The organism is bacterium, from assembly GCA_026129405.1.
Taxonomy (GTDB): Bacteria; Desulfobacterota; Binatia; order DP-6; family DP-6; genus JAHCID01.
Map to the genome: position 1 here is coordinate 229,108 of JAHCID010000007.1, position 26,537 is coordinate 255,644.

General features: G+C 73.2%; 26 protein-coding genes. 10 read left to right on the forward strand and 16 right to left on the reverse strand.

Features of this window, described 5'->3' with window-relative positions:
* Positions 1-12: 12 nt before the first annotated feature.
* Positions 13-228 carry a hypothetical protein gene (locus KIT14_21455; protein ID MCW5893090.1) on the forward strand — a complete coding sequence of 72 codons (216 nt, stop codon included), beginning with the start codon at positions 13-15 and terminating at the stop codon, positions 226-228.
* A 22-nt stretch (positions 229-250) separates the two neighbouring features.
* Here KIT14_21455 and KIT14_21460 read toward each other — a convergent pair whose 3' ends face one another.
* On the reverse strand, positions 251-1,291 hold the full coding sequence (locus KIT14_21460; GenBank protein MCW5893091.1) for a phosphotransferase family protein: 1,041 nt from the start codon (positions 1,289-1,291) through the stop codon (positions 251-253).
* 116 nt (positions 1,292-1,407) lie between these two features.
* On the opposite strand from KIT14_21460, the gene KIT14_21465 reads away from it, so the two are divergent.
* Positions 1,408-2,571 (forward strand): cytochrome P450, encoded by a 1,164-nt coding sequence (locus KIT14_21465; protein ID MCW5893092.1) that lies wholly within the window; start codon positions 1,408-1,410, stop codon positions 2,569-2,571.
* A gap of 9 nt (positions 2,572-2,580) precedes the next feature.
* On the opposite strand, the gene KIT14_21470 is transcribed toward KIT14_21465, so the two are convergent.
* On the reverse strand, positions 2,581-3,378 hold the full coding sequence (locus tag KIT14_21470; GenBank protein ID MCW5893093.1) for an SDR family NAD(P)-dependent oxidoreductase: 798 nt from the start codon (positions 3,376-3,378) through the stop codon (positions 2,581-2,583).
* A gap of 15 nt (positions 3,379-3,393) precedes the next feature.
* Positions 3,394-4,224 (reverse strand): ferritin-like domain-containing protein, encoded by an 831-nt coding sequence (locus KIT14_21475; GenBank protein ID MCW5893094.1) that lies wholly within the window; start codon positions 4,222-4,224, stop codon positions 3,394-3,396.
* A 92-nt stretch (positions 4,225-4,316) separates the two neighbouring features.
* Between KIT14_21475 and KIT14_21480 the strand changes: the two genes are divergently transcribed.
* From KIT14_21480 to KIT14_21490, 3 genes are all read left to right on the forward strand, one after another.
* The gene (locus tag KIT14_21480; protein MCW5893095.1) at positions 4,317-5,069 is read left to right on the forward strand and encodes a hypothetical protein; all 753 of its coding nucleotides are present in this window, start codon (positions 4,317-4,319) and stop codon (positions 5,067-5,069) included.
* Positions 5,070-5,132: 63 nt separating this feature from the next.
* Positions 5,133-5,903, forward strand: a complete 771-nt coding sequence (locus tag KIT14_21485; GenBank protein ID MCW5893096.1) for a urate hydroxylase PuuD — start codon at positions 5,133-5,135, stop codon at positions 5,901-5,903.
* A gap of 78 nt (positions 5,904-5,981) precedes the next feature.
* Positions 5,982-6,683: a hypothetical protein gene (locus tag KIT14_21490; GenBank protein MCW5893097.1), complete on the forward strand. Its 702-nt coding sequence runs from the start codon at positions 5,982-5,984 to the stop codon at positions 6,681-6,683.
* Here the strand turns inward: KIT14_21490 and KIT14_21495 are convergent.
* Entirely contained in the window at positions 6,680-7,087 is a 408-nt protein-coding gene (locus KIT14_21495) for a PaaI family thioesterase (GenBank protein ID MCW5893098.1), read from the reverse strand. The genes KIT14_21490 and KIT14_21495 overlap by 4 nt on opposite strands.
* Positions 7,084-7,593: a dCTP deaminase gene (dcd, locus tag KIT14_21500; protein MCW5893099.1), complete on the reverse strand. Its 510-nt coding sequence runs from the start codon at positions 7,591-7,593 to the stop codon at positions 7,084-7,086. Before dcd ends, KIT14_21495 begins: the two co-directional genes overlap by 4 nt.
* Positions 7,594-7,636: 43 nt before the next feature.
* Between dcd and KIT14_21505 the strand changes: the two genes are divergently transcribed.
* Positions 7,637-8,419 (forward strand): enoyl-CoA hydratase/isomerase family protein, encoded by a 783-nt coding sequence (locus KIT14_21505; protein ID MCW5893100.1) that lies wholly within the window; start codon positions 7,637-7,639, stop codon positions 8,417-8,419.
* A gap of 84 nt (positions 8,420-8,503) precedes the next feature.
* Complete coding sequence (gene glgP / locus KIT14_21510; GenBank protein ID MCW5893101.1) at positions 8,504-10,063, forward strand: alpha-glucan family phosphorylase; 1,560 nt, start codon at positions 8,504-8,506, stop codon at positions 10,061-10,063.
* On the opposite strand, the gene KIT14_21515 is transcribed toward glgP, so the two are convergent.
* Together KIT14_21515 and KIT14_21520 are read right to left on the reverse strand one after the other, a co-directional pair.
* Positions 10,051-11,226, reverse strand: coding sequence for a PAS domain-containing protein (locus tag KIT14_21515; GenBank protein MCW5893102.1), 1,176 nt, complete (start codon positions 11,224-11,226; stop codon positions 10,051-10,053). The genes glgP and KIT14_21515 overlap by 13 nt on opposite strands.
* A gap of 46 nt (positions 11,227-11,272) precedes the next feature.
* Positions 11,273-12,154: an LLM class F420-dependent oxidoreductase gene (locus tag KIT14_21520; protein ID MCW5893103.1), complete on the reverse strand. Its 882-nt coding sequence runs from the start codon at positions 12,152-12,154 to the stop codon at positions 11,273-11,275.
* 48 nt (positions 12,155-12,202) lie between these two features.
* On the opposite strand from KIT14_21520, the gene KIT14_21525 reads away from it, so the two are divergent.
* Complete coding sequence (locus tag KIT14_21525; GenBank protein MCW5893104.1) at positions 12,203-13,375, forward strand: acyl-CoA dehydrogenase family protein; 1,173 nt, start codon at positions 12,203-12,205, stop codon at positions 13,373-13,375.
* 371 nt (positions 13,376-13,746) lie between these two features.
* Here KIT14_21525 and KIT14_21530 read toward each other — a convergent pair whose 3' ends face one another.
* From KIT14_21530 to KIT14_21550, 5 genes are all read right to left on the reverse strand, one after another.
* The gene (locus KIT14_21530; protein MCW5893105.1) at positions 13,747-14,223 is read right to left on the reverse strand and encodes a VOC family protein; all 477 of its coding nucleotides are present in this window, start codon (positions 14,221-14,223) and stop codon (positions 13,747-13,749) included.
* Positions 14,220-14,579 carry a hypothetical protein gene (locus tag KIT14_21535; protein MCW5893106.1) on the reverse strand — a complete coding sequence of 120 codons (360 nt, stop codon included), beginning with the start codon at positions 14,577-14,579 and terminating at the stop codon, positions 14,220-14,222. Before KIT14_21535 ends, KIT14_21530 begins: the two co-directional genes overlap by 4 nt.
* The gene (locus tag KIT14_21540) at positions 14,573-15,328 is read right to left on the reverse strand and encodes a 1-acyl-sn-glycerol-3-phosphate acyltransferase (protein MCW5893107.1); all 756 of its coding nucleotides are present in this window, start codon (positions 15,326-15,328) and stop codon (positions 14,573-14,575) included. The genes KIT14_21535 and KIT14_21540 overlap by 7 nt, the downstream gene beginning before the upstream one ends.
* Before the next feature lie 84 nt (positions 15,329-15,412).
* Positions 15,413-17,884 carry a hypothetical protein gene (locus KIT14_21545; GenBank protein ID MCW5893108.1) on the reverse strand — a complete coding sequence of 824 codons (2,472 nt, stop codon included), beginning with the start codon at positions 17,882-17,884 and terminating at the stop codon, positions 15,413-15,415.
* A gap of 33 nt (positions 17,885-17,917) precedes the next feature.
* Positions 17,918-19,165 (reverse strand): molybdopterin molybdotransferase MoeA, encoded by a 1,248-nt coding sequence (locus tag KIT14_21550; GenBank protein MCW5893109.1) that lies wholly within the window; start codon positions 19,163-19,165, stop codon positions 17,918-17,920.
* Positions 19,166-19,227: 62 nt separating this feature from the next.
* Between KIT14_21550 and KIT14_21555 the strand changes: the two genes are divergently transcribed.
* Entirely contained in the window at positions 19,228-20,043 is an 816-nt protein-coding gene (locus KIT14_21555; GenBank protein MCW5893110.1) for an alpha/beta hydrolase, read from the forward strand.
* 13 nt (positions 20,044-20,056) lie between these two features.
* On the opposite strand, the gene KIT14_21560 is transcribed toward KIT14_21555, so the two are convergent.
* A complete protein-coding gene (locus tag KIT14_21560; GenBank protein ID MCW5893111.1) occupies positions 20,057-21,736 on the reverse strand; it encodes a GAF domain-containing protein in 1,680 nt (559 codons plus the stop codon).
* A gap of 133 nt (positions 21,737-21,869) precedes the next feature.
* On the opposite strand from KIT14_21560, the gene KIT14_21565 reads away from it, so the two are divergent.
* Positions 21,870-22,289, forward strand: coding sequence for a hypothetical protein (locus tag KIT14_21565; GenBank protein ID MCW5893112.1), 420 nt, complete (start codon positions 21,870-21,872; stop codon positions 22,287-22,289).
* 13 nt (positions 22,290-22,302) lie between these two features.
* Here the strand turns inward: KIT14_21565 and ligD are convergent, their stop codons facing one another.
* The 3 genes from ligD to KIT14_21580 form a co-directional block, all read right to left on the reverse strand.
* Positions 22,303-24,741: a DNA ligase D gene (gene ligD / locus KIT14_21570; protein MCW5893113.1), complete on the reverse strand. Its 2,439-nt coding sequence runs from the start codon at positions 24,739-24,741 to the stop codon at positions 22,303-22,305.
* A 12-nt stretch (positions 24,742-24,753) separates the two neighbouring features.
* Complete coding sequence (gene ilvE, locus KIT14_21575; protein ID MCW5893114.1) at positions 24,754-25,623, reverse strand: branched-chain-amino-acid transaminase; 870 nt, start codon at positions 25,621-25,623, stop codon at positions 24,754-24,756.
* Positions 25,624-25,753: 130 nt separating this feature from the next.
* Positions 25,754-26,350, reverse strand: a complete 597-nt coding sequence (locus KIT14_21580; protein ID MCW5893115.1) for a hypothetical protein — start codon at positions 26,348-26,350, stop codon at positions 25,754-25,756.
* Positions 26,351-26,537 lie beyond the last annotated feature (187 nt).

Below are 26,537 nucleotides of genomic sequence, written 5' to 3' on the forward strand. Positions count from 1 at the left end.
GCAGCCTCCCGCATGGCGGACGCCTGGCTGGAGGCGGGACGCATGGAGGTGTCGGCCGCCGACCTCCGCATCGCCCGCGAGTTCCTCGAGCAGGCGGGCTGGAAGGTCGAAGAGCGCACCGGGGGCACCGTGCGTCTCTCGCAGCAGGGCCGCAGCCAGGAGCTCACTCGCGAAGAGGCCGTCATGCTGGCGCTGCGCCGGCTGGCCGGCCGCACCACCAACGTCTGAGGGGCCCGGAACGCCGGAGGGCTCAGCCGATCCGGGCGATGTTGTCGCGCGCCAGGTCGATGAGCCCTTCGGCGACCATCTCGCCGCCCGCCATGCGGGCGTCCTTGGTCTGCCCCTTGTGCCAGCGGAAGTAGAGCTGCTGGACCACGACCGCGATCTTGAAGAGGCCGAAGACGTAGTAGTACGGCATCTGCGACACGTCGCGCCCGCTGCGCTCGGCGTAGCGCGCGATGGCCTCGGCCCGCGTCATGAAGCCCTCGGCCTGTGAGGGCATCGCCGCGAGGAAGGCGTAGGTCTCGCCGGGCTCGTACCAGGCGGAGAGCAGCGTCCCGAGATCGGTGAGCGGATCGCCGAGCGTGCACATGTCCCAGTCGTAGACGGCAACCGCGCGCCCGGGGTCGTCGGCGGCGACGGCCATGTTGTCGAGACGCCAGTCGTTGTGGACCAGCGTCGGCGGCGGCGAGGCGGGCATCGCGCCCTGGAGCCAGCGCACCACCTCGTCGGCGACGGGCAGGTCCTTCGTCTTCGCGCGCTCGTAGCGAGCGTGCCAGCCGCTCACCTGGCGGGCGAGGAAGCCGTCGGGCTTGCCGAGCGTGCCCAGGCCGACGGCCGCGGGATCGACGGCGTGGAAGTCGGCGAGCGTGTCGATCATCACCGTCGACAGCTTGCGGTTCGCGACCGGATCGTCGCCGGCGCCGAACTGCGGCGGCACCTCGCGACGCACGACGACGCCGTGGCGGCGCTCCATGACGAAGAACGGCGCGCCGAGGATGCGCGGGTCCTCGCCGTAGGCGTAGGCGCGCGGCGCCGCGGGAAAGCCCTGCCAGAGCACGGAGAGGACGCGGAACTCGCGGCCCATGTCGTGCGCGCCGGCGGGGATGTCGCCGTGGGGCGGGCGGCGCAGCACGTACTGCACGTCCGGATACTCGACGAGGTACGTGAGGTTCGCGTGCCCGCCGGGGAACTGCCAGATGGCCGGGGTCCCCACCGCGCCGGGGACCTTGCCGGCGAGGAAGGTCCCGACCGCGTCGGCGGGGATCTCCTCGCCGGGACGCGGAGCGATGACGTCGGGATCGGGCGGGGTCGCGCGCACCGGGCGTCGCTAACAGGCCCCCGACGCCAGCGTCAACGGCCGAGTCGCGGCTTGTATTCGAACGGTCGCTCGATTATGCCCGCCCCATGGAGCCGAGCAGCAGCGAGTTCGATCCACAGCTCCTCTTCGACCATCCCGACCCGTACCCGATGTTCGCCATGCTGCGGGAGGCGAACCCCGTCTTCCGCAGCGAGTTCATGACCCGCGTCGCGTACGTCGTCACGCGCTACGACGACTGCCTCGCGATCCTGAAGGACGGCGAGACGTTCTCGTCGAAGTCGAACGCCGAGGTCGGCAAGGTGATGGGCCGCACCGTCATCGAGATGGACGGCAAGGAGCACACCCGCCATCGCGCCATCGTGCAGCCGCTGTTCGTTCCGCGGGGGATGGAGGCGCTGCAGGACGTCCTCCAGACGACCGTCCACCAGGTGATCGACGAGTTCGCCGCCGAGCCGCGCGCCGACCTCGTCGCCGCCTTCACCGAGCGCTTCCCGGTGCAGATCGCGGCGCACATGCTCGGCATGCCGCGCGAGCACTACCCGCAATTCCAGAAGTGGGCGCTCGACATCATCGGCTTCGTGAAGGACTGGGACCGCGGCCACGCCGCCTCGGCGGCGGTGCGCGAGTACCTCATGCCCATCATCGCGGCGCGCCGCGACGAGGCGCGCGAGGACGTCATCTCGTCGCTCGTGCGCGGCCGCGTCGACGGCACCGGGCTCGACGACGAGGAGGTCGTCAGCTTCCTGCGCCTGCTGATCCCCGCCGGCGCGGAGACCACCTTCCGCCTCCTCGGCAACATGCTCTTCGCGCTGCTCACCGAGCGCGATCGCTGGGAGCGCGTGCGCGCCGACCGCAGCCTCGTCCCCTGGGTCACCGAGGAGACGCTGCGCTGGGAGACGTCGGTGCTCATGGTCTCGCGGCAGGCGATGAAGCCCGTCGTCCTCCACGACGTCGAGATTCCCGAGGGCGGGCTCGTGTCGGTCGTCGTCGCCTCCGCCAACCGCGATCCGCGCAAGTATTCGAACGGCGACCAGTGGGACCTCGACCGGCGCGCCGACGACCATCTCGCCTTCGGCTTCGGGCGCCACCACTGCCTCGGCTATCACCTCGCCCGGCTCGAGGCGCGGGTGGCGCTGAACGCCCTGCTCGACCGCCTGCCCGACCTGCGGCTCGATCTCGACGCCCCGCCGCCGACCATCACCGGCCTCGCCTTCCGCTCGCCGAAGACGCTGCCGGCGCTCGTGCGCTGAGCGCGCGCGTCAGCTGCGCAGGTCGGGGAGCTTCGGGAAGCGCAGCTTCGCCGTCTGCCGGCGCAGCATCGCCGGCCACACGACGCGCATCAGGTAGGCGATGCCGACCCAGCGCGGCACCGTCACCTCGTGCGCGCCCCGCGCCAGCGCGCGCCACACGACGCGGGTGAACTCGGCCGGCTCGAGGAACGAGCGGTCGGGCATGCGCGCCAGCGTCTCGGGCGGGAACATCTCGGTGCGCACGAGCGCGGGATAGACGACGAGCACGTGGATGCCGAGGACCCCCAGCTCGAGCGTCAGCGCCTCCGACAGCCCCGTCACCGCGAACTTCGTCGCCGAGTACGCGCCCTCGTCGGGCTGGCCGAGCCGCCCCGCCACCGACGACAGGTTCATGATCCAGCCGGCGCCCTGCGCGCGCATGATCGGCAGCGCCGCGCGGATCGCCCAGACGACGCCGAGGTAGTTGGTCGTCATCATGCGCGCGAACTCGTCGACGTCCTCGTCCTTGAACAGCCGGTGACGCACGTAGCCGGCGGCGTTGACGAGGAGATCGAGGCGACCGAAGTGCGCGTGCGTCGCGGCGACCGCGCCCTCGACGGCGGCGCGGTCCGAGACGTCGGCGGGGACGACCAGCGTGCGCGCCGCGCCGAGCGCCTGCGCCAGGGCCTCGAGACGATCCGCCCGCCGCGCCACCAGCGCGACCTTCGCGCCGCCGGCGACGAGATCGCGCGCCAGCTGCTCGCCGATGCCGCTCGACGCCCCGGTGACGAGCGCGACGCGGTCGCGGAGGTCGGAGAGGCCGGGCACGCCGTCGCGCGGATGCTAGCCGCGGCCGCCCGGGACGAAGCGCAGTGCCAACCCGACCATGCCCGGCACCATCTTCGGGCGCAGCAGGCCGTCGGCATAGGGCTCGAGCCGGCGGTCGTTCTCGCGCATGCACGTCTGCGCGAGGGTGAGCAGGTTGACGTCGCCGATCTCGCTCGGGACCTGCATCGTGAAGTCGTCGCCGGCGTCGGTGTCGCGCAGCTGGAGCGCGGTCTTCACGCGGCCGAAGGCCTGGAGCGCGACGCCGGCCATGCGGCGGACCATGAACCACGGCTTCTGCACGACGGGGAGCCGATTGCCGCGATACGCCGCCCAGTTCGTGAAGAAGAGGATGTGGCGCGCCTCCTCCTGCATGACGCCGTCGAAGATCTCGACCAGCGGCTTCGCGAAGAAGCCGGTGTCGGCGGCGACCCGGAAGAGGCCGAAGGCGAAGAACGAGTCAAAGCACTCGCCGTAGCCCATCCGCATGAAGCCCCATTCGGCGTCGCGTGGTCGCTGCGGCGGGTCGCCGGGGATGTCGATGCGGTAGTGCGCGAGCAGGTGCTCGAGGAGCTTCGAGTGCCGCTCCTCCTCGTACGCCTGCATCGCGATCGCCTCGCGCAGCACGGGATCGGGCTCGACGTCGGCCATCGCACGCACGCGTGCCGCAGCCGTGCGCTCGCTCGACACGGCTTCGCCCCAGAACGGCAACGCGCGCAGGCGCTGCAGCTCGGCGTCGCTCAGGGTCGGCCATGCGATCTCGTGCGGCTCGAACGCGTGGAAGCTGTCGACGAACACGCGGCAGAAGTGCTGCTTGTGCTCGTCGCTGCCGATCCGCGGCTTTCGCATGGATGGGAGCCCCTTAGCGCTTCGCCGACATCGGGGCAAGGCAGGGTTCGCGCAAGTTTGACCGGCCGGTGCTCGCACCGTAACAGACGCACATGCGGACCTTCATGCTCGCCGCGCTGACGGCGTCGATGCTCCTCGGATGCGGCGGTGGCGGCGGCGACGCCCGGAGCGCCGCGCCCGCGACGCCGCTCGATCCCGCCACCACCGGCACGATCGTCGCGACCGTCGCCTTCGACGGGACGCCGCCGGCGATGCAGGAGCTGACCATGGGCAGCTTCGCCGACTGCAAGCAGATGCACCCAGGCGCGATCCTCGCCGGCGACATGCTGGTGCAGGACGGCAAGGTGCGGAACGCGTTCGTGTGGATCGAGGACGGGCTCGGCGACCGCGTGTTCGCGACGCCGGCCGAGAAGGTCGTGATGGATCAGCAGGGCTGCCTCTACGTGCCGCGCGTCGCCGGCGCGCAGATCGGCCAGCCGGTCGAGTTCCTGAACGGCGACGCCATGCTGCACAACGTCCACGGCACGCCGAAGGAGAACTCCGGCTGGAACGTCGCGCTCTCGCGCAAGGGCGCCGAGCGCACGCTGACGTTCGACAAGCCCGAGATCATGATCAGCATCCGCTGCGACCTGCACCCGTGGATGCAGGGCTGGCTCGGCGTCGTCGGCCATCCCTACTTCGGCGTCAGCGGCGCCGACGGCGCCGTCACGTTGCAGGACGTGCCCGCCGGCGACTACACCGTCGGCGTGTGGCACGAGCGCTTCGGCCGCCGGACGGCGAAGGTGACGGTCGCACCGCAGCAGACCGCGAGCACCACCTTCACCTTGACGCCGCCCTCCAATTGACCTGCCGCCATCTGGCTTGGTAGTCGCACCCGTCCGTCAACCAGAAGGGGGAGGAGTACCGGAATGGAGATCACGGAGTTTCTCCAGGCGATCTTTCGCTGGGTCCACGTCGTCGCGGGCATCGTCTGGATCGGGCATCTGTACTTCTTCAACTTCGTGAACGGTCCCTTCGAGACGACGCTCGACGGCGACAGCAAGAAGAAGGTCGTGCCGCAGCTCCGCCCGCGCGCCCTCTTCTGGTTCCGCTGGGGCGCCGCCTGGACGTGGATCACGGGCGTGCTGCTCCTGATGCTCGTGTTCTACCACGGCCGCATCATGTTCGACGGCGACGCCGGCTGGCACGCCGGTGCGTTCGTCATGCTCGCGGTCACGTTCCTCGCCTTCGCGCTCTACGATCCGCTCGCCAAGGCCATCAAGGACAATCAGCAGATGGCCTACCTGGGCCTCGCGCTCTCCGCGGTCGTCGTCCTCTGCTACGTCTTCGTCGGCGGCTACGGCTACCGCGCCACCACGATCCACCTGGGCGCCCTCTTCGGCACGCTCATGGCCGCCAACGTCTGGATGCGCATCTGGCCGGCGCAGCAGAAGATCATCACCGCGATCCGCGACGGCCAGGCACCCGACGCGGCGCTCGTCGGCCTCGCCGGCACGCGCTCGCGGCACAACACCTACATGTCCGTGCCGCTCGTCTGGCTGATGCTCGACCAGCACACGACGGTGGCGTCGACCTTCCTCGGCCTGCCGAGCTACGCCTGGACCGTCATCATGATCGGCGTCGCCTGGTACGTGGTGATGCAGATCTACACCAAGGCCGGAGGGGTGAAGGGCTTCTGAGCGAACCCCGGGGGCGCCCGCGCGCCCCCCGGGGCCTCCGGGTTGTGACCCGGGCGACTCGCTGGCAGCCTCGACGGCATGCGGATGGGACGCGCGCTGGCGGTGCTGGCGCTGGGAGTGGCGGGGATCGGGGGCCTGGCGGTGGCCCGCACCACGGTCGGTACCGTGCGCGCCAGCGGTGCCGTGGAAGCGAACGTGGCCGGCGCCTGGGAGCCGTTCCACGGCGGCGCCCTCGGCGAAGGCGCGCAGCTGCGCGTCGGGCCGGGCGGCAACGCCATCCTCGAGACCCCCGACGGCGATGTCGTCGGCATCGCCCCGGGCGCGCTCGTCGTGGTCGAGAGCGCGGTCCCGGCGCGGCTGCGCCTCGACGAGGGCACGGCGCAGGTGAAGCTGCGCCCCACCTCGGCGCTGGCGCTCGACACCGCCTACGGCGCGCTGCGCGCGCCGCTCACGCCGGCCGGCGACGACGACGGCCGCGCCACCGTCACCGTCAACTATGCCGACGCACAGGTGGCGGTCCATCGCGGCAACGTGGCGCTGGTCCGCCCCGGCGGCGTCGTGATCGACCTCTATCCCGGACAGACCGCGCAGCTCGACACGCGCGACGAGGGCGTCGAGATCACGAGCCTCGCCGGCCGCCCCGGCGACCCGAACGCGCCGCGCCTGCCGGGCAATCCCGCGTCGGATCCGAAGATCATGGTGAGCCCGATCGTCGCGCAGACCGTGGTCGGCGCCGCGATCACGACGATGGGCTTCCTACTCGGATTCGTCGGCATCTAGTCGACGGCCGGCGGCGTGCGCCGCACGCCGAACGTGCCGAGCGCCTTCGCGACCAGCGTACCCTCGTCGGTGGTGACCTCGCCCTCGACGACGGCGACCGTGGTGCGCAGGCTGACGACGCACGCCCGGCAGCGCAGCCGCCGCTCGCGCGTGAAGGAGACGTAGGTCACGTTCAGGTTGTGCGTCGCGATGCGGTCGCTGGCGCCGAGCCGCCGCGCGATCGCCACCGCGAGCGCGGTGTCGAAGAAGGTCGCGACGAGCCCGCCGTGGACCGTGCCGAACGGGCTCAGGAAGTCGTCCGGCGCGGTCATGGTGACGACCACCGCGTCGTCGTCGGCCGACTCGACCGCCATGCCGAGGAGCGACCAGAAGCCCGGCGCCGCAGGACGCGCGCCCGCCGTCACGGGCGATCCTGCCCGGCGAAGCGCCCGGCGTAGATCGCGCTGCCCTCGCAGCGCTGGAGCACGATCTGGCAGAGGCGCACGCCGGCGTGGATCACGAGCGGCCGATGGGCGACGTTCGACATCTCGAGCACCTGCCGGCTGTCGACGCCCGGCGCGATGAAGCCCGCCGTCACGTGGATCATGAGCCCCAGGCGCGCGAAGCGGCTGCGCCCCTCGAGCCAGCCGGCGACGTCGCCGGGCAGCCGGATGCGCTCGCGCGTGATGCCGAGGATCGTCTCTCCCGGCTGCAGCACGTAGGGCGGCGTCAGGGTCCGCACGGTGCCGCTCGTGCGATAGTCGGCGTCGTCGGTGACCGCGACCGGCTCCCGGCCGTCGGCCATGACGCGGATCTCGTCGCCGAGGTGGAGGTCGATCGACGCCGGACCGATCTGATCGGGCGTGAACGGATCGAGCGTGAGGCGGCCCGCGGCCAGCTCACCCTGGATCGCGTCGCGAGTGAGGATCATGCGGCGAGTGTAGCAGACGGGGGGCCGGTGCTATACGACGCGCATGCCGTACGAGTACGTCTCGCTCGCTGCCGACGCACGCATCGGCACCGTCACGATGTGCCGTCCCGAGCGGCGCAACGCCCTCTCCGAGGCGCACCTGCGCGAGCTGCTCGAGGCCTTCGAGCGGCTCGGCGACGATCCCGACGTCGACGCCATCGTGCTCGCCGCCGACGGCCCCGTCTTCTGCGCCGGACACGACTTCGCCGACATGGCGCCGCGCGATCTCGACGGCATGCGCCGCCTCCTCGAGCTCTGCACCCGGGTCATGCGGATCATGCAGCAGGTGCCGCAACCGGTGGTCGCCAGCGTGCAGGGGCTCGCCACCGCCGCGGGCTGTCAGCTCGTCGCCAGCGCCGACCTCGCCGTCTGTGCCGACGAGGCCGCGTTCGCGGCGCCCGGCGGGCGCGGTGGCTGGTTCTGCCACACGCCGATGGTGGCGATCGCCCGCACGGTGGGACGCAAGCGCGCGCTCGAGCTGGCGTTCACCGGCGATCCGATCGACGCCGCCACGGCGCTCGCGTGGGGGCTCGTGAACCGCGTCGTGCCGCGCGCGGAGCTGCGCGCCGCGACCGAGACCCTGGCGCGCGCGGCGAGCCGCGGCAGCCGCGCGTCGAAGGCGCTCGGCAAGCGCATCCTCTACCGGACGCTCGAGCTCGACGTGGACGCCGCGTACGCCTGCGCCGTCGACGCGATGGCGGCGAGCGCGCTGACGCCGGACGGTCGCGAGGCCATGGCCGCCTTCCTCGAGAGGCGCCCCGGCCGGTGGCCGGCGCCGCGCTCGTGAGCCCAGCCCCCGGGGTTTGCCTAGGGGCGCACGATTCCGGTTCAATGGGTGGCCGTGACGTCCGCCACCGTTGCCTATTTCTGCATGGAGTTCGGCCTCTCCGAGACCTTCCCGATCTACGCGGGCGGTCTCGGCATCCTCGCCGGCGATTTCATGAAGTCCGCCCACGACCTGAAGCTCCCGGTGGTCGGCGTCGGCCTGCGCTGGGCGCGCGGGTACTCGCGCCAGCGCATCGGCGACGACGGCCTGCCCGTCTCGGAGTTTCCGAGCTACAAGGCCGACTTCCTCGAGGACACCGGCGTGCGCGTCCGGGTCCGCGTCGCCCGCCGCGAGGTCGAGGCGCGGGTGTGGCGCACGGAGCACTTCGGCAACGCCCCGCTGCTGCTCCTCGAGCCCGTGCACGCGCGCGACGCCTGGATCACCCACCGCCTGTACGATCCGAAGCTCGACTCGCGCATCGCCCAGGAGATCCTGCTCGGCATCGGCGGCGTGCGCGCGCTGCGCAAGCTCGGCATCGACGTCGACACGCATCACTTCAACGAGGGCCACGCGGTCTTCGCCGGCGTCGAGCTGATCGCCGAGCGCATGCGCAACGGCGCCTCGTTCCGCGACGCCTGGACCGCCGTGCGCGAGCAGATCGTGTTCACCACCCACACGCCGGTGCCCGCAGGCAACGAGGTGCACGGGCTCGGCGAGCTGCGCCGCCTCGGCGCGTGCTGCGAGCTGGTCGATTGGGAGATGCGCTCGATCGGCGGCGACCCGTTCAACATGACGGTCGCCGGCCTGCGCCTCTCGCGCCGCGCGAACGCCGTGTCGAAGCTGCACGCCGAAGTCTCGCGCGAGATGTGGCGCGAGGTCGAGGACGCGAGCGGCATCATCCCGATCACCAACGGCGTCCACTGCGGCACCTGGCAGGAGGCGACGATCCGCGCCGCCGCCGCCGATCCCGCGGCGCTGTGGAAGGCACACACGGCGCTCAAGCAGGAGCTGCTCGACACGGTCGCCGGCCGCACCGGCGTGCGCTTCGACCCGAACGTCCTGACGATCGGCTTCGCGCGACGGGCCGCCTCGTACAAGCGCAGCGACCTCCTCTTCCGCGACCCCGCCCGCATCGAGCCGCTCCTGCACGGCGGCAAGCTCCAGCTCGTGTACGCCGGCAAGGGCCATCCCGACGACGACGCCGGCCGGCGCATCATCGGCACGCTCGTGCGCATGTCGCAGCGCTTCCCCGAGAGCGTGGTCTTCGTCCCCGACTACGAGATGGCGCTCGGGCGCGCGCTCACGCGCGGCGCCGACGTCTGGCTCAACAACCCGGTGCGGCCGCTCGAGGCCTGCGGCACGTCCGGCATGAAGGCGGCCATGAACGGCGTCCCGAACCTCTCGGTGCTCGACGGGTGGTGGCCGGAGGCCTGCGAGCACGGGGTCAACGGCTGGGCCATCGGCGACGAGACGTCGGGCCATCCCGACCAGGATCAGCGCGACGCCGAGGCGCTCTACACGGTCCTCGAGCGAGACGTCCTGCCTGCCTATGCGGATCGCGACCGCTGGACCCGCATCATGCAGGCGAGCATCGCATCGACCGAGGAGGCCTTCTCGTCGGACCGGATGCTGCGCGACTACTTCGCGCAGCTCTACGCGCGCTGAAGCCCCTCGCGCAGGGCCGGCACGCGCACCACCACGCGGCTCCCCGCCCCCGGCACGCTGTCGACGGCGATCGTGCCGCCCATGGCGGCGACGAGGCGCCGCGTGATCGCGAGTCCGAGCCCCGTACCGCGCACGCCGTGCGCCGGCACCCCGGGCGGCGCGGCGAACGGCTCGAACAGTCGCGCCCGCTGCGCTTCGCCGAAGCCGGGACCCGTGTCGACCACCGCGAGCTCCAGCACCGTCGGGGCCGACGGCGGCTCGCACGCGAGCGCGGCATGGACCGTCACGCCGCCCTGCACGGTGAAGCGCAGCGCGTTCTGGACCAGGTTCACCAGCACCTGGCGCAGGCGATTCGGATCACCCAGCAGACCGACGCACGCGGCCGGATCGCACGTGGTGCGCAGGGTGAGGCCCGCACGGTCCGCCGCCTGACCGCAGAGGAGCGCGACGTCGCGCAGGAGGGCGGCGACGTCGAGCCGCCGCGTCTCGATGCGCAGCCGGCCCGCGTCGAGCATCGCCGTATCGAGCGTGTCACTCGCGACCCCGAGCGCGGCATCGAGCCCGCGCGCGAGCACCGCCACCCAGGGGCGCGCCGCCTCCGGCAGCTCGACGCCCGTGAGCGCGTCGAGCGCGCCCGCCATCGCGTGCAGCGGATTGCGGATCTCGTGCGCGATCATCGCGAGCTGCGCGGCGTGCGGCGCCGCCTCACCGTCGCTGCCGGGCACGACGTGCGGCTCGCGGCCGAGGTAGTACGCGACGCCGACGAACTCCTGCGCGCGCCCGTCGGGCGCGCGCAGCAGGCGCATGATCCCCTGCACCCAGCGCCAGCCCTGGGTCGCGTGGGCGAGCCGGTAGACGAGGTCGACCGTGCCGCCGGCCTCGAGACGCGCCGACAGGGCCCCGAGCGCCCCGCCGTCGTCGGGATGCACGCGATCCCACCAGAAGCGCGGATCGCCGACGTACTGGGCGGGCGTCCAGCCGGTGAGCGGGAAGACGCTCGGGCTGATGTATCGCACCGCGAACGGCGGCTCCGGGGCGGCGACGAAGATCGCGGCCGGCAATGCCTCGAGGATGGCGTCAAACCGCTGCCAGTCCGTCTGCATGCCCTCGAGCCGGTCCTGCGCCCGATCGAGGAGGTCACGCAGCAGCTCGAGCCGATCCATGACGCTCGGGTCCTAGCGCCGGCCGCGGCGGCGGACAAGCCGAAACTCAGGACGGCGCAAGCTCGGCGGCCACCGCCTCGAGCTGCTCCAGGTAATGGGCGAGGCTGCGGTGACGGAAGCGGCAGTTCAGCACCGTCGTCCCGAGCGCGCGGTGGCGCTCCGCGAGGTCGCACAGCTGGCGGCGCTCGGCGGGATCGACGGGATCCAGCACCGCTTCCAGCGGCAGCACCAGCTCGAGCGGGCGCACCCGCCGCTGCCACGCCGCGGTGTCGCGGGCACGGGCGAGGAGCGTCGCCAGGGCGTCGAGCCCGAGCCCGAACGGGTCCCAGCCGTCGGCCAGCTCGACCGCACGCCGCAGCGAACGCGCACTGCGTCCGCCCACCCAGATGGGCACCTCGGACTGCACGCCGCACGGCTCGACCACCACCTCGCCGAAGCGATGATGAGGCCCGACGTATGCCGGCTCGCGGCGTCCGAACGCCGCCCGCAGCGCCCGCAGCCCATCGACGAAGCGCGGACCGCGGTCGTCGAACGGCGCACCGAGGAGCGCGAACTCCTCCGCCAGCGTGCCGACGCCGACCCCGAGCACGAGCCGCCCGCCGCACAGCCGGTCGAGCGTGCCGTAGCGCTTCGCGATCGCGAGCGGGTGGTGGTAGCCGAGCACCAGCACGTGGGTGACGAAGCGGACGCGTGTCGTCACCGCGGCGAGGAACCCGAACGTCGCCAGCGGGTCCCAGTAGCACGCGCCGCGCGTGGCGACGGCGCTCCGCGGCACCGCGACGTGCTCGCTGCACGTCAGGTGGTGGTAGCCGAGGTGGTCGGCGGCGACGGCGATCGCGCGCAGGTCCTCCGGCCCGGCGTCGGCGGTCCACGCGGCGTCGCGCGTGGGATGCCGGGTCACGATCGGCGTCACGAGCCCGAGCCGCATGCCGCGCCAAGTAGCATCCCGGCGGCGACGGGTGGTAGACCGCGCGGCGTGGATTTCGCCTGGTCGGCCGCGGACGACGCCTTCCGCGCGACGTTGCGCACCTGGCTCGCGGCCAACGCGCCGGCGCGCGCCGAGCGAGTGCCACACGACGACGCGTCCATGGCCGAGGAGGTCCTGTTCCTGCGCGATTGGCAGCGCCGGCTGCACGCCGCCGGCTACGTCGGCCTGCTGTGGCCGCGCGCGTACGGCGGCCAGGACGCCCCGCCGGCACGCCAGGCGATCCTCAACGAGGAGCTCGCCGCCGTCCGCGCTCCGCAGCTCCTGAACCGCGTCGGCATCAACAACGCCGGGCCGACGCTCATCGCCTACGGCACCGAGGCGCAGAAGGCGCGCTGGCTGCCGCCGATCCTCTCCGCCGACGAGGTGTGGTGCCAGCTCTTCAGCGAGCCCGGCGCCGGCAGCGACCTCGCCGCGCTGCGCACGCGCGCCGAGCGCGAGGGCGACGGCTGGCGCCTCACCGGCCAGAAGGTGTGGACGAGCTGGGCGCAATACTCGCGCTGGGGCATCCTCCTCGCGCGCACGGATGCGAGCGCCGCCAAGCATCGCGGCATCGGCTACTTCGTCCTCGACATGACCGCGCCCGGGATCACCATCCGGCCGCTGCGCCAGATCACCGGCTCGACCGAGTTCAGCGAGGTCTTCCTCGACGGCGTGCTCGTCCCCCACGCACACCTCGTCGGCGCGCCGGCGCAGGGCTGGGAGATCGCGATGACGACGCTCGCCCACGAGCGCGGCACCGGCTTCGCGTTCAAGGAGCAGGTGCTCCAGCGCATCGCGCTCGACGACCTCCGCACCCTCGCCCGCGCCCGCGGCCGCGCCGGCGATCCCGACGTCCGCCAGGACATCGCGGCGCGCTGGATCGACGTCGAGGTCATGCGCCTCCTCAACTGCCGCACGCTCACGCGACTCGAGCGGCACGAAGAGCCGGGGCCGGAGTCGTCGCTGGTGAAGCTCTTCTGGGCAACGCTCACGCAGCGCGTACACGAGCTGGCACTGCGCCTCGAGGGCCCGCACGCGCAGCTCGCGGGCGGCGTCCACGCGCTCGACGACGGACGCTGGCAGCAGGCGTTCCTGTGGTCGCGCGTCGGCGCGATCGCGGGCGGCTCCTCCGAGGTGCAGGCGAACATCATCGCGCAACGCATCCTCGGCCTGCCGCGCTGATCAGCGCCGATTTGCCTTGACACCTCCGACGCCCGTGTGGTGCATCCCGCGCGGGGAAACGGGACCACCGGGCGCGCCGCCGTCGGGAGACTCCATGGGCAAAGTCGTTGCGCTGCACGAGGTGGACGCCCTCGTGATGCCGCTGGCCGGCGGGGCTTCGCTGCGGGTCACACGGTTCGTCGGATCACCGCGTGTCGCGCTCATGATCCACGGTCCCGGCGGAGGCGACGCCGGGGGATTCATCGTCACGCCGCGGCGCGCGCGCGTGCTCGCATCGTGGCTCGCGGCCGCCGCGGACGGCCGCGGGCCGATCGACCTCGACGCGCCGCCGCTCGCCGGCCGGCGGCGGCGCCGCCGCGGTACGCTCGCGGCTATGCCCGCGGCGGGGCGGAAGGGTCGCCGGGCGCCTGGACCAGCTCGATGAGCTGACCGTCCGGATCGAGCACGAACGCCGCACCCGACTGCCACTCGGGGAAGTGGATCACCGTCTCCTCGAGCACCCGCTCGCCCGCGGCGCGCAGCGCGGCCAGCGTCGCCGGCAGGTCGGCGACGCGAAACGACAGATGCGTCAGCCCCGGCTCGTGCATGGTGCGCTCGCGCGGCGGCGGCGGCGGCGGGCTCGCGAACTGGAGCAGCTCGAGCCGCACCCCGTCACGCACGAGGTAGACGGCGCGGAGATCGGTGTCGCGCAGGCGCAGCAGGGTGTCGGTCGGCTGGCCCATGACGTGCAGCTCGTGCTCGGGCTCGAAGCCGAGCAGATCGCGATAGTAGCGCAGCGCGCGCTGGAGATCGCGCACGCAGAGGCCGACGTGGCTGAGACGCTGGAGCGGGACCGACCCGTGGCTCACGACGCAACTCCTTCCGCAAAGCCGCCCGGCAGCGCCGCCGGGACGTGACGCGGGAACGCCACCCGCAGCACGCGGGCGTCGCACCCCACCGGCACCGCCGCCGTCACCTCGACGTCGGGCTTGCCGACCAGGTCGACCACCGCGAGCTTCACCGGGCCATGCTCCGCCCGCAGGCGCGCCGTCCGCAGGAGGCGCCGGATCGCGCGGTAGAGCCGCTGGCCCGACGCGGGCAGCCACACCGGCTCGGAGCGACCGAGCCGGATCGCGAGCCCGGCGGCGGCGAGCGCGTCGGCCTCGGCGCGCAGCGCGCGGGCGAGCGCACAGTGGAGGCAGGTCCGCGGCGGGTCGACTACCATCCCGTGTGGTGTCGCTCGATCGCGGCGCGCACCTGCGCCGCGATCCGATCGCGGTCGTCGAAGCCGAGCCCCACGGTCGGAATCGGCTGCTCGATGACGAGCTCGACGTCGCCCGGCAGCACGGTGAGCCGGCTCCCCTTCGGCATCAGCCGGCGCGTCCCACGGCAGCACACCGGCACGACCGGCAGGCCGAGGCGGATTGCGGTGACGAACGCGCCCTTCTTGAACGGCTGGAGACGCCCGTCACGGCTGCGCGTGCCCTCCGGGAACACGACGAACGAGTCGTGCGCGGAGCGGACGCGGTTCAGCGCCGCGATCGCGTCGGCGGTGTTGTCGCGGTCGATCGGGATCATGCCGAGCGAGTCGAGCACGGCACCGACGACGGGATGGCGCCAGAGGCTGCGCTTGGCGGCGAAGCGCGTGGCGCCCGGCAGGTGCCCGAGCAGCGCGAGGATGTCGAGGTGGCTCTGGTGGTTCGGCGCGAAGACGTACGAGACGCCCGGCTCGAGCCGCTCGAGACCCGTCACCCCGACGCGGACGCCGAGCATCGCCTCGAGCGTGCGGGCGCGGGCCTTCGCGAAGCGCCAGGCCATGCCCCGGCTGCGGCTCACGCGGTGCAGGCCCACCGCCACCGCCGCCATCCCCACCAGCATGCCGCGGAATACGAAGGGAGAGAGCGCGACACGCAGGGAGCGTACGTCCGGCGCCGGTCCCACCGTCGCGGCGGCACTCTGCACGCGCTCGGTCATGACCGAGCCCTGCCTACCAGCTTCCGCCGGACGTAGCGACTCCCGAACGCGGCCGGCGACGCGCTCGGGAGCCGCGGGACGGCCTCACTGCGGGTCGCAGGGCCCGGTGCAGAAGTTCTGGATGGTGCCGTCCGTGCGCAGGAAGGCGTCGATCTGCGCCTGGATCGCCGGGAGCGCCCGCATCGCGCCGTGGGCGTCGTTGTCCGCCGGCGGGATGTTGGTGAGCGGGACGGGACCGTAGTGGCCGTCGGACTCGACGAATGCCGAGCCGTCGAACGGCGCCGTCAGCTCGGGGATGTCGAAGTAGCTGGTCACCACCGGCGCCACCTGCGGGATGCCCATCGAGCGCACCATGATCTCGGTGCCGAGGTTCGCGACCTCGTCGTCGCTGGTCGCCATGTGGATGAGGAGCTTGTGCGGCGGCGTGTTCGGGACGCTGCCGGCGAGCGTCGTGTGGTACCAGCCGTTCGGCTCCGAGCGATCCCAGATCTGCTGGATCAGCGGCAGCGTCGCGTGCCGCGTGATCGCGTCGGGATAGGCGCCGCGCAGCACGGCGAAGTACGGATCGAAGTCGCGGCTGCGGTGGAGGAGCGTCGAGTAGTTCGCCGCCGGCACGCCGAGGACGCCGCGCGTGGCCTCCTGCGAGAGCGCCATCACGATGCCGCCCTCGATGCCGCCCTGGCTGATGCCGTAGTAGAAGACGTCCGAGGTGTCGATGATCGGCGTGCCCGAGTAGACGAACGCCGGGTGCGTCACGAAGCCGTTCGGCGACTTCAGCAGGCGGGCCAGGATCAGCTGGTTCAGCACGCCCTGATGCAGGCGTTCGGAGAGCTTCCCGAACCCGGAGAGGTCGCTGATGAAGCCGAAGACCACCGGCAGGTCGGCGCTCGAGAAGCCCTGCCAGTCGGTGGCCGCCATGACGAAGCCGTAGGTGTTGGCGAGGGTGCGGAGGTTGCCGGCCGTTACCTCGCTGCCCGAGCCGAGGAGGCCGTGGCCGTAGAAGATCGCGCGGCCCGGCGTCGGCCCAGCCGTCAGGCTGCACGGGATCGAGACCGTGAACGGCACGTCGGTGGCGAAGCCGTTCTGCACCGGGAGGTTCGTCGTGGCGTTCAGGTTCAGCACCGAGCCCGGGCCGTTGAAGGTGGTATAGAGCGGCACCGTGTAGCGGCCGGTGACGCGCCGGCAGATGCGCTGCGGAACGTCGCCCGGGAACGGGTTGTCGGTGACGCTGTCGACGACGAACGCCGGCGCCGCCGAGCCCGCGAGGTAGCCTGCGAAGGTCTCGTCGCGCATGTGCAGCAGGTAGCGCTGCACGGACGCGTCGCTGGTGGTGGTGAAGTCCCACGCCAGCTGGAGGTTCGACCGCGAGACGCCGCAGTCGTTCTCGAGCTTGGCGAAGATCGCGTCGAAGGTCGGGCGCCGCGCCTCGACGGCCGCGTTGCCCGACGGCGTACCGCCGCGCAGCGCCGCGAACGCCGTCGACGGCGCGATCGGATCGCCGTTCTGGCCGACGAGACCGCGCAGCGCGACGATGTAGCGCGTCCCGCTCTTCAGACGCACGCCCGGACGGATGAGGAACAGCTGATCCGGCGGCGCGACCGGGGTGACGCCGTCGGTACCGATGCTGACGTCGTTCTCGCCGAAGTGCGAGACGCGCTGGCAGCCGGCAGCGTCGGCCTCGATGAGCACCGTCGGGCTCGACGGCGCGAGCGAGGCGGCGAAGTTCGTGAGCGGCGGCACGTTCGACGCCGCGAGGTTCACGCCCTGCGGCCAGTAGACCTGGATCGTCGGCCCGGCGCTGAAGCCGTCGAGCACGTTGTACGGCGTGGGATCGATGTGAACGCCGCTGGCGTTGGCGGGCAGGACCTCGCGCGGATAGGCGACGCGCTTGCCGGTCGCGGTCGACGCGTCGTTACGCAGGAAGTGGCTCGACGGATACGGGAACATGCAGTCGCGCCCGGAGTACGCGCCGTCGCTGACGTTCAGCAGCTCGCAGCCCGACTTGACGCCGCACAGCGTGCTGTCGCTCGACTTGGCGCACTTCAGCTTCGCGCCCTTCACCGTGCAGCCGACGCTGCACGTACGCGCGCAGCCGCCGTTCGCGCCGACGACGAGACGCAGGGCGCCGGCGCGGTTGGCGCCGGCGATCGCCGCGCCCTTGCGCTTCACGAGCAGCTTGCGCGTCCCCGCCGGCCCGTTCTTGACGAGGACGAAGGTGACGCCGCCGTGGGCGCCGGTGTTGTCCTTGAAGCGCACGCCGTTCGCGACCGGCGCGAACGACGCCGCCGGGATCGTCGCGGTCCACAGCTGGTTCGCCGGATCGGCCTCGGGCTCGTACGCCAGCGTCAGCGTGAGGCTCGTCGACAACCCGCCGCTCACGTCGGGCAGGCCGGGACCCGCGAAGACGTCGCCGCGGAACCGCAGGCGCGTGCGGTCGGTCGAGAGGCTCAGCTTGCGCGCGCGCACGCCGCCGCAGCTGGACGGCGTCTCGGCCAGCGCCGGCAGCGACGTGGCGAGCACGGCGAGCGCGAGGATCGACGAGAGGAGCATCCGCATGCGCGGGTGCTACCACGCCCGGACGCCGACGCGTCAATCGAAATCGCGGGCGAGTCGGCCGCCCGCCGCGGCGCGCGAAAGCCCGTCCGGCGCGGTCACGAGGACGCCGTAACGCCGGCCGCCGACGAGCCGGTCCTCGGCCGCCGGCCCGACCAGCAGGCCGGCGCCGGCGGCCATGCCGCTCAGCACGCCCGAGCTCTGCGACGCCATCGGCGCCGCCTCGAAGCCCTCGCCGCTCTGCGTCAGCCGCACGCGCACGAACTCGGTGAGGGCCTTCGCCTTCCTCTGGTCGGCGACCAGCGTCGCCTCGACGCACGGGAGGTGCAGCAGCCGATGGCCGGCGAGCCGGCGCAGCGCCGGCCGCACGTAGACCGCGAAGCAGACCAGCGCCGACACCGGATTGCCCGGCAGCCCGAACCACAGGCACGCGCCGCGCGTCCCGAACGTCAGCGGCTTGCCCGGCTTCTGCGCGACCTTCCAGAAGCGGCGCTCGACGCCGAGCGCGTCGAGCGCCTCCTTCACGAAGTCGTACTCGCCGACCGACACGCCGCCGGTCGAGAGCACGACGTCGGCACGGGCGGCCTCGTCGAGGCGGTCGCGGATGTCGTCGAAGCGGTCGCGCACGATCGGTAGGACGACCGCCTCGCCGCCGGCTTCCCGCACCGCGCCGACGAGCGCGTAGGCGTTGCTGTTCACGACCTGGCCGAGCCCCGGCTCCTCGTCGACCTCGACCAGCTCCGCGCCGGTGGCGACGATCGCGACCCGCGGGCGGCGGTGCACGGTGACGGTCGCGCGTCCCACCGAGGCCAGCACGCCGAGGTCGGCCGGCCCGATGCGCGTGCCGGCCGCCAGCACGACGGCACCGACGGCCACGTCCTCGCCCGCGAGGCGCACGTTCTGCCCCGGCGTGGCGGCGACCGCGATCGTGACCACGCCGTCCGCCGAGCTGGTGTCCTCGACCTTCACGACCGTGTCGGTGCCGTCGGGAATCACCGAGCCGGTGAAGATCTTCGCGGCGGCTCCCGGCGGGACCGCGCCGCCGAGGAGGCTCCCCGCGGGCGCGCTGCCGACGACGCGCAGGCGGGCGCCGGCAGCCGCGACGTCGGCCGCACGCACCGCGAAGCCGTCCATCGCCGAGTTCGCGGCGGCGGGTACCGCGCGCGTCGAGACCACGTCGTCCGCCGCCACCCGCCCGAGCGCATCGCCGAGGAGGACGCGCTCGGTGCCGAGCACCGGCGTCGCCGCGAGCACGTGTCGGAGGGCGTCGCCGACGGAGATCACGCGCCCGCGATAGCCGGCGTCGCCGGGTGGCGCAATCGACGCGCGTCGGCTACGCGGGCCGCATGCCCGTCGCCCGCGACGTCCACGCCACCCTGCGCTCCCGGCGCTTTCACTGGCTCGACTGGGGCCGGCCCGGCGCCCGCCCGCTCCTCCTCCTGCACGGCGCGGCGCAGACCGCGCACAGCTTCGACGAGGTGGCGCCCGACCTCGCCCGCGACCATCACGTGGTCGCGCTCGACCAGCGCGGCCACGGCGACAGCGACTGGGCGCCGCGCTACGAGCGCGCCGACTTCGCGGGCGACATCGAGGCCGTCCTCGGCCGTCTCGGCTGGGCGCAGGCGACGCTCGTCGCCATGAGCCTCGGCGGTCTCAACGCGATCGCCTACGCCGCCGCGCGGCCGGCGCGCGTACGCGGCCTCGTCGTCGTCGACGTCGTGCCCACCGTCGCCGAAACGGGCAAGCAGCAGATCGCCGCGCAGCTCGCGGTGCGCGACTTCCCATCGTTCGACGACGCGGTCGAGCAGATGCACGCCTTCAACCCGCGCCGCACGAAGGAGAACCTGCGCGACCGCCTGTGCCACGCACTGCGCCCCCGCCCCGACGGCACGTGGACCTACAAGTTCGACCCCGAGATCGCCGCCGGCACGCGCGACCTCGAGGGCCTGTGGCGCGCGGTCGCACGCCTGCGCTGTCCCGTGCTGCTGGTGCGCGGCGCCGAGAGCCCGATCCTCGCCCGCGAGGGCGCCGAGCAGCTGCTGCGCACGGTGCCGGGCAGCGCGGCCGTCGAGGTCGCGGGCGCCGGCCACTCGGTGATGGGCGACAACCCGCCGGGCTTCCTCGCCGCGGTGCGCCCGTTCCTGCACCGCTTCCGGCTCTAGTCGGCGTCCCGCGTCACGCGCCCGGCAGCCGGATGTGCACGCGCGTGCCGCGGCCCGGCGCCGAGTCGATCGCCAGCGAGCCGCCGAGGACGCCGAGCAGGCGCGACACGATGGCGAGGCCGAGACCCGTGCCGGCGGCCGGTCCGCTGCCGTGAACGAAGGGCTCCGTCACCTGGCGGGCGAGCACGGTGTCCATGCCCGGGCCGGTGTCGGCGACGGTGACGTCGACGGCCTCGCCGACGCGCGCCGCGACCAGACGCACGCAGCCCGCCTGCGTGAACTTCGCGGCGTTCACCAGTACGTTGACGAGCACCTGGCGCAGTCGCTCGCGGTCGGTGCGCGCCACCGCGTCGCTGGCGATGGTCATGTCGAACGCGACGGGGCGATCGCGCAGGAGCGCCTCCATCATCTCGCGCAGGCCGTCGGTGAGCTCGCCGAGGTGGACGGGGAGCAGCGTGCAGCTGAGCTTGCCCTGCTCGATGCGCGCGAGGTCGAGAAGGTCGTTGACGAGCGTCAGCTGGCTCGCGGCGGTGCGCTCCATGCGGCGCAGCGTGTCGCGCTGCTCGGTGGTGACGGCGCCGAACGTCTCCTCGCCGAGGAGCTGCGTGTAGCCGAGCAGCACGTTGAGCGGCGTGCGCAGGTCGTGCGACACGCTCGCGAGGAACTCGCTCTTCGCCGCGCTCGCCTGGCGCAGCTCCTCGACGACGAGCCCCTTGCGCAGCGCGACCGTGGTGATGGCGCCGAGGAGGCGCGCGTCCTCCTCGTCCGTCGGCTTGAAGCGGAACGGCTCCTCGACGTCCGTCACCGTGAGCACGCCGAGCCAGCCGGCGGCGTCGACCAGCGGGATGATCAGCACCGACGCCGCGCCGGACGCCGCCGCGATCGCCCCCCGGAAGTAGGCGCTGTGGCGGTAGTCGTTCACGATGAGCGGCTGGCCCGTGCGCAGCGGCTCCTCGAAGGCGGCCTCGCCGGTCACCACGAGGCGTGTCGGGACCGAGGTCGGGAACGAGCCGGCGCGGCCGCGCAGGTGGAGCTCGTCGCCGCGCAGCAGGAGCAGCGCCGAGCGCGTCGCCCGGAAGAGCGCGCGGCTGGCGGCGCACACGCGCTCGGCCATGCGGTCGACGTCGTCGGCGCCGACGACGGCGGCGGCCCAGGTCGCGAGGCGGGCGCGCCGTTCGGCGAGCCGCGCCTGCTCGGCCTCGAGGCGGGCGGTGTGCACGAGGAGCGCCGCGTGCGGCGCGACCTCCCCGAGCGCGTGCAGGGCCTCGGGTCCGAACCCCGGACCGTCGTGCACGCCGCAGCTGAGCGCGCCCTCCCCGCTTCCCTCGTAGATCATCGGCGCCACCGCCAGCTCGCGCAGCTCGGCCAGGCGCAGCATGGTCTCGATGTCCGGGGGCACGGCCCCGCGGACGAGGTGCAGCGGCCGTCCCTCGAGGAGCGCCGCATGGCCCGGGAACGCCTCCGGGCCGTACCCACGCTGCGCGAAGGTCTCGACCACCGAGGCGGGCGTGCCGACGTCGGCGGCGGGCAGGAAGAGGCCGCGCCGGCGCGAGAGCATGTAGACGGTCACGCGCTCGCAGCCGAGCCCGGTCCGGATGCCTCGGGCCAGGCGCCCGAGCAGGTCGGGGTACCCGCGCGCGTCGCGCACGGCGGCCAGCACGGCACCGAGGACGCGCAGAGTCTCGGGATCCATGGACACGGATGTATCGGCCGGTTGCCTGCCGAATATGAATCGCCGCCCGCGGCCGAACGCCACGGGCAGATCGCGCGGCACCGCCCCCGTCAGCACATTGACACGCCGGCTCCCCATCGCGAAGGCTCCGCGCATGCGGACGCTGCTCCGTCTCGCGGCCCTCGCCCTCGCCGTGTGCATGCTCGTGACGGCGATGGCGCTCGAAGGGGGCGAGGTCGTCGAGCTGCGGACCCGCGGGCCCGACGGTGCCGCGCGGGTGACGCGGGTCTGGATCGCCGACGACGGCGGCGCCGAGTGGATCGAGGCGGCGTCCCCCGAGCGGCCCTTTCTCGAGGACGTCGCCCGCGACCCGGACGTAGCGCTGGTGCGCGGCGGCGCCGCGGAGCCGCGCCGGGCCACGATCGTAGCCGGTCCCGAGGGACACGCGCGCATCCGCGCCCTCCTGCGCCGCCGCTACGGCTGGGCCGACCGCTGGATCGGGATGCTCGCCGACACGTCCCGATCCGTCGCCGTCCGCCTCGAGCGCGAGTCGCCGCCCGTGCCGGCGTCGTGACGTCGGGGCGGCGTCAGTCGAGGTCGGACAGGTGCAGCACGCGGCGCACGGTCGCCCCGAGCCGTTGCCGCGAGGTCGCCACCGACGCCCACGGATCCGCCGCCAGCGCCGCGAGACGCGGCGGCACCGTGCGCACGGTGAGGCTCGCGGGGACGACGGCGTCGAGCTCGTCCCAGCCGAGCGGCATCGACACCGGCGCGCCGGCCCGCGCGCGGGCCGAGAACGCGGCGACGGCCGTCGCCCCGCGCGTGTTGCGCAGCCAGTCGAGGTAGACGCGCCCGCGACGGTCGGCCTTCGCCGCGTTCGCCGTGAAGTGGTCCGGCAGGCGCTTCGCGACGTCGACGGCCACCGCGCGCGCGAACGCCTTCACGAGTCCCCAGCCGTGGCGGCGCTCGAGCGGCACGACGACGTGCAGCCCCTTGCCGCCGGTCGTCTTGACCACGCTGTCCAGCCCGAGCGTCTCGAGCCGCAGGCGCACGGCGCGGGCTGCCGCCACGACGGCGGCCCACGGCAGCGCCTCGTCCGGATCGAGATCGAACACCACCCGATCCGGCCTCTCGACGCGATCGGCGCGCGCCCCCCACACGTGGAGCTCGAGCGTGTCGACCTGCACGAGGCCGACGAGCCCCGCCGTGTCCTCGATCATCACGTGTGCGACCGGGCCCGCGTCCTCCTCGCCCGCGACGTCCACCGTGCGGATCGCGTCGGGAAGGCCGTCGGCGCGGTGCTTCTGGAAGAACGTGGTGCCGTTCCAGCCGCGCGGCCCGCGCACGAGCGACAGCGGCCGGCCGGCCACGTGCGGCAGGATCCAGTCGGCGACGGCGACGTAGTAGTGCGCCAGCTCGAGCTTGGTGACGCCGACCTCGGGCCACAGCGCGCGATCGGGATGCGTGAGACGCACGCCCGCAACGGTCGTCGGCTCGTCGGGCCGCCGGCCGCGCGGCGGCGGTGCGGCCGGCGCCGCCGCGGACGCGGCCTCACGTACGACCTCCGACGCCGGCTTGTCCTCGCGCAGCCCCACGAACACGGGATGGCGCAGGCGCCCGTCGCGTGTCCAGTTCGTGAACCCCACCTCGGCCACCAGCGTCGGCTCCACCCAGTACGTCGCGGGCGGCACGTCGTCGAACGGCGCGAACGGCGACGTCGCCCGCTCGATCGCCCCGAGCTGCGCGCGCAGGCGATCGAGCCCCGCCATCGAAAAGCCGGTGCCGACGCGCCCCGCGTAGACGAGACGCCCGCCGCCGTCGTGGACGCCGACGAGCAGCGCGCCGAGCCCGCCGCGCGCGCCGCCCGGATCGGTGAAGCCGCCGACGACGACCTCCTGCCGCTGCCCGCAGCGCACCTTCAGCCAGTCCGTCGTGCGGCCCGCGCGCCAGGGCGCGTCGCGCCGCTTGGCGACGATGCCCTCGAGCCCGTGCGCGCACGCCTCGCGCAGGAAGGCCGGCCCGCGGCCGACGACGTGGTCGCCGTAGCGCAGGACGCCCGCGTCCGTCGCGCGGCGCAGCAGCGCCGCGAGCCGCGCCTTGCGGCGCTCGAGCGGCTGCTCGCGCAGGTCGACGCCGTCCTCGAACAGCAGATCGAACACGACGTACGTGAGCGGGGCCGGCTCGTTGCCGGCGAGCGCCTCCTGGAGCGCCTCGAAGCGCGAGCGCCCGTCCTCGCCGAGGACGACGATCTCGCCGTCGAGGAACGCACCGTCGACCGGCAGCGCCGCCGCCGCGTCGCCGACGCCGTGGAAGCGTGCCGTCCAGTCCTGGCCGCTGCGCGTGAAGAGCCGTGCCGTGCCGCCCGCGATGCGGCAGAGCGCGCGATAGCCGTCGTACTTGATCTCGTGCAGCCAGCCGTCGCCCTCGGGGGCCGCGGCGGCCGGCGTCGCGAGCTGGAGCGCGACGCGCTCGGGAAGCGGCCCGCGGTGCAGGCCGTGCACGCTCTCGGGACGCTCGCGCAGGACGTCGCCGTCGGTCGCCGGCTTCGCCTCGGCGTCGCGCTCCTTCAGCAGCAGCCAGTTCTTGCCGCCCTCGCCCGCCCGGCCGCCCATGCGTGCCAGCATCCAGCCGCCGCGCAGCTTCTCGCCGCGCAGCGTGAACTTGAGCTTGCCCGCGCGATAGCCGGCGTGCGCATCGCCGATCGGCTCCCAGCGGCCGACGTCCCACAGCAGCACGTCGCCCGCGCCGTACTCGCCCGCCGGGATGGCGCCCTCGAACGAGCCGTACTCGAGCGGGTGATCCTCGACGTGCACCGCCAGCCGCTTCTCGTGCGGATCGAGGCTCGGGCCTTTCGGCACCGCCCAGCTCTTCAGCACCCCGTCGAGCTCGAGGCGGAAGTCGTAGTGCTCGCGGCGCGCGTGGTGGTGCTGAATGCAGTAGAAGCCGCCCGCCGACGCGACGGTGCCGCCGCCGGGCTCGGGCGTCTTCTTGAAGTCGCGCTTGCGGCGATACTCGTCGAGCGGCATGGCTCTCGCGGCTCACCACAACGGCGTGCCCTGGGTGCGCACGAAGGCGTGGAAGGCGTCCTGCAGGCGCTGCGTCACCGGGCCGGGCGTGCCGTCGCCGACCGGCCGCCCGTCGACCGTCGTGACCGGCATGACCTCGGCACCGGTGCCCGTGACGAAGACCTCGTCGGCCGTGTAGACGTCGAAGCGACCGAGCCGCGCCTCGCGGGCCTCGACGCCGGCCTCGCCGGCGAGCGCCAGGATCGCGCCGCGCGTGATGCCGGCGAGCGCGCCGTCCTGCGGCGACGGCGTCAGCAGCGTGCCGGCGCGCACCACGAAGAGGTTGTCGGCCGTGCACTCGGCGATGAAGCCGTCGCCGTTCAGCATGATCGCCTCCTCGCAGCCGGCCCGGGTGGCGTCGATCTTGGCGAGGACGTTCTTCAGATAGTTGAGCGACTTGATGCGGGCGTCGTAGGCCTCGTGCGAGACCTGGCGCGTGGCCGAGGTGATCACCGCGATGCCGGCGGCGTAGCGCGCGGGCGGATACACCTGGATGTCGGTGACGATGCAGACGATCGTCGGCACCGGGCAGCGCGCCGGATCGACGCCGAGGTCGCCGACGCCCCGGGTGACGACGAGGCGGATGTAGGCGTCGTCCTTCCGATTGGCGCGGACGGTCTCCTCGACGACGCCGGCCATGGCCGCGCGGTCCATCGGGATGTCGAGCGCCAGCGCGCGGGCGGAGTCGTACAGGCGGTCCAGGTGCTCGGCGAGGCGAAAGACGCGACGAGCGTAGACGCGGATGCCCTCGAACACGCCGTCGCCGTAGAGCAGCCCGTGATCGAAGACCGAGATCTTCGCCTCGTCGCGCGGCACGAGCCGGCCGTCGAGCCAGATCAGCATGCGGCGGGGTGTACACCGCGCCGGCGAACGAAGCGAAGCGAACCGGACGGGGACCGACGCGGGCGGGCAGCCGGCCGCGCCGATCCCCGCCCGGTGCTGGGGGCGGTTCGTCCATGTCGCGCTCCCCGGGCTACTTCGGCCCGATGCGCAGGCCGCTGGAGAAGGTCCGCATGCCGGCCCGCAGCACGTCGACGCCGAGAATCTCGATGCTCACGACCTCGCCGTCCTTGAAGACGTTGGTGCCGAGGCCGATCGCGCCCTCGACCGTCGTCTTGATCTTGCACTTGCCCTTCGCGACCACGCAGTCACCGACCGGGAAGCCGACCAGGTCGACGACGGTGCAGTCGTCGCCCGACTGACAGTCGGTGGTGGTGACGCGCGCGTTGGCGCCGGCCGTGAGGGTCTGGCCCTCGCAGCCGGCGTCGAGGCCGCCCAGTGTGGCGCTGACCTTGACGTCGGTCTTGCTGACGGCGGTCGAGAACTTGCCGCTGCCCTTCGAGCCGAAGTTGCAGACGGTATCGGGCGTACTGACCGAGCAGGCCGGCAGGGCGACCGGCGGATTGGTCGAGTCCGTCGGCGTCGTGCAGGCGTCGAAGGCCTTCACGAGCTCGCCCTTGAGCGTCTTCGCCTTCGACGGGACGTTGAACGACTGTGCGTGCAGCGGAGCGGCGAGGAGACCGAGCCCCACGGCCGCGCCGGCGAGCGCGGTGACCACACGATGCTGCATGAGTATCCTCCTTCGGGTTCGCGCCGCGGGACGGCGCACGCCTTCCCGCGGCCACCGTGGTCGTACTGGACGTTGCGTCGGAGCATCCCCCTCGCGGCGGACCGCGGGAGCGCTCCTCTGTGATCGTCCGCGAGCCCATGCGTCGTCGGAAAGATCGCCGGGAGGCGTCGGCAGGAGGGACCAGCAG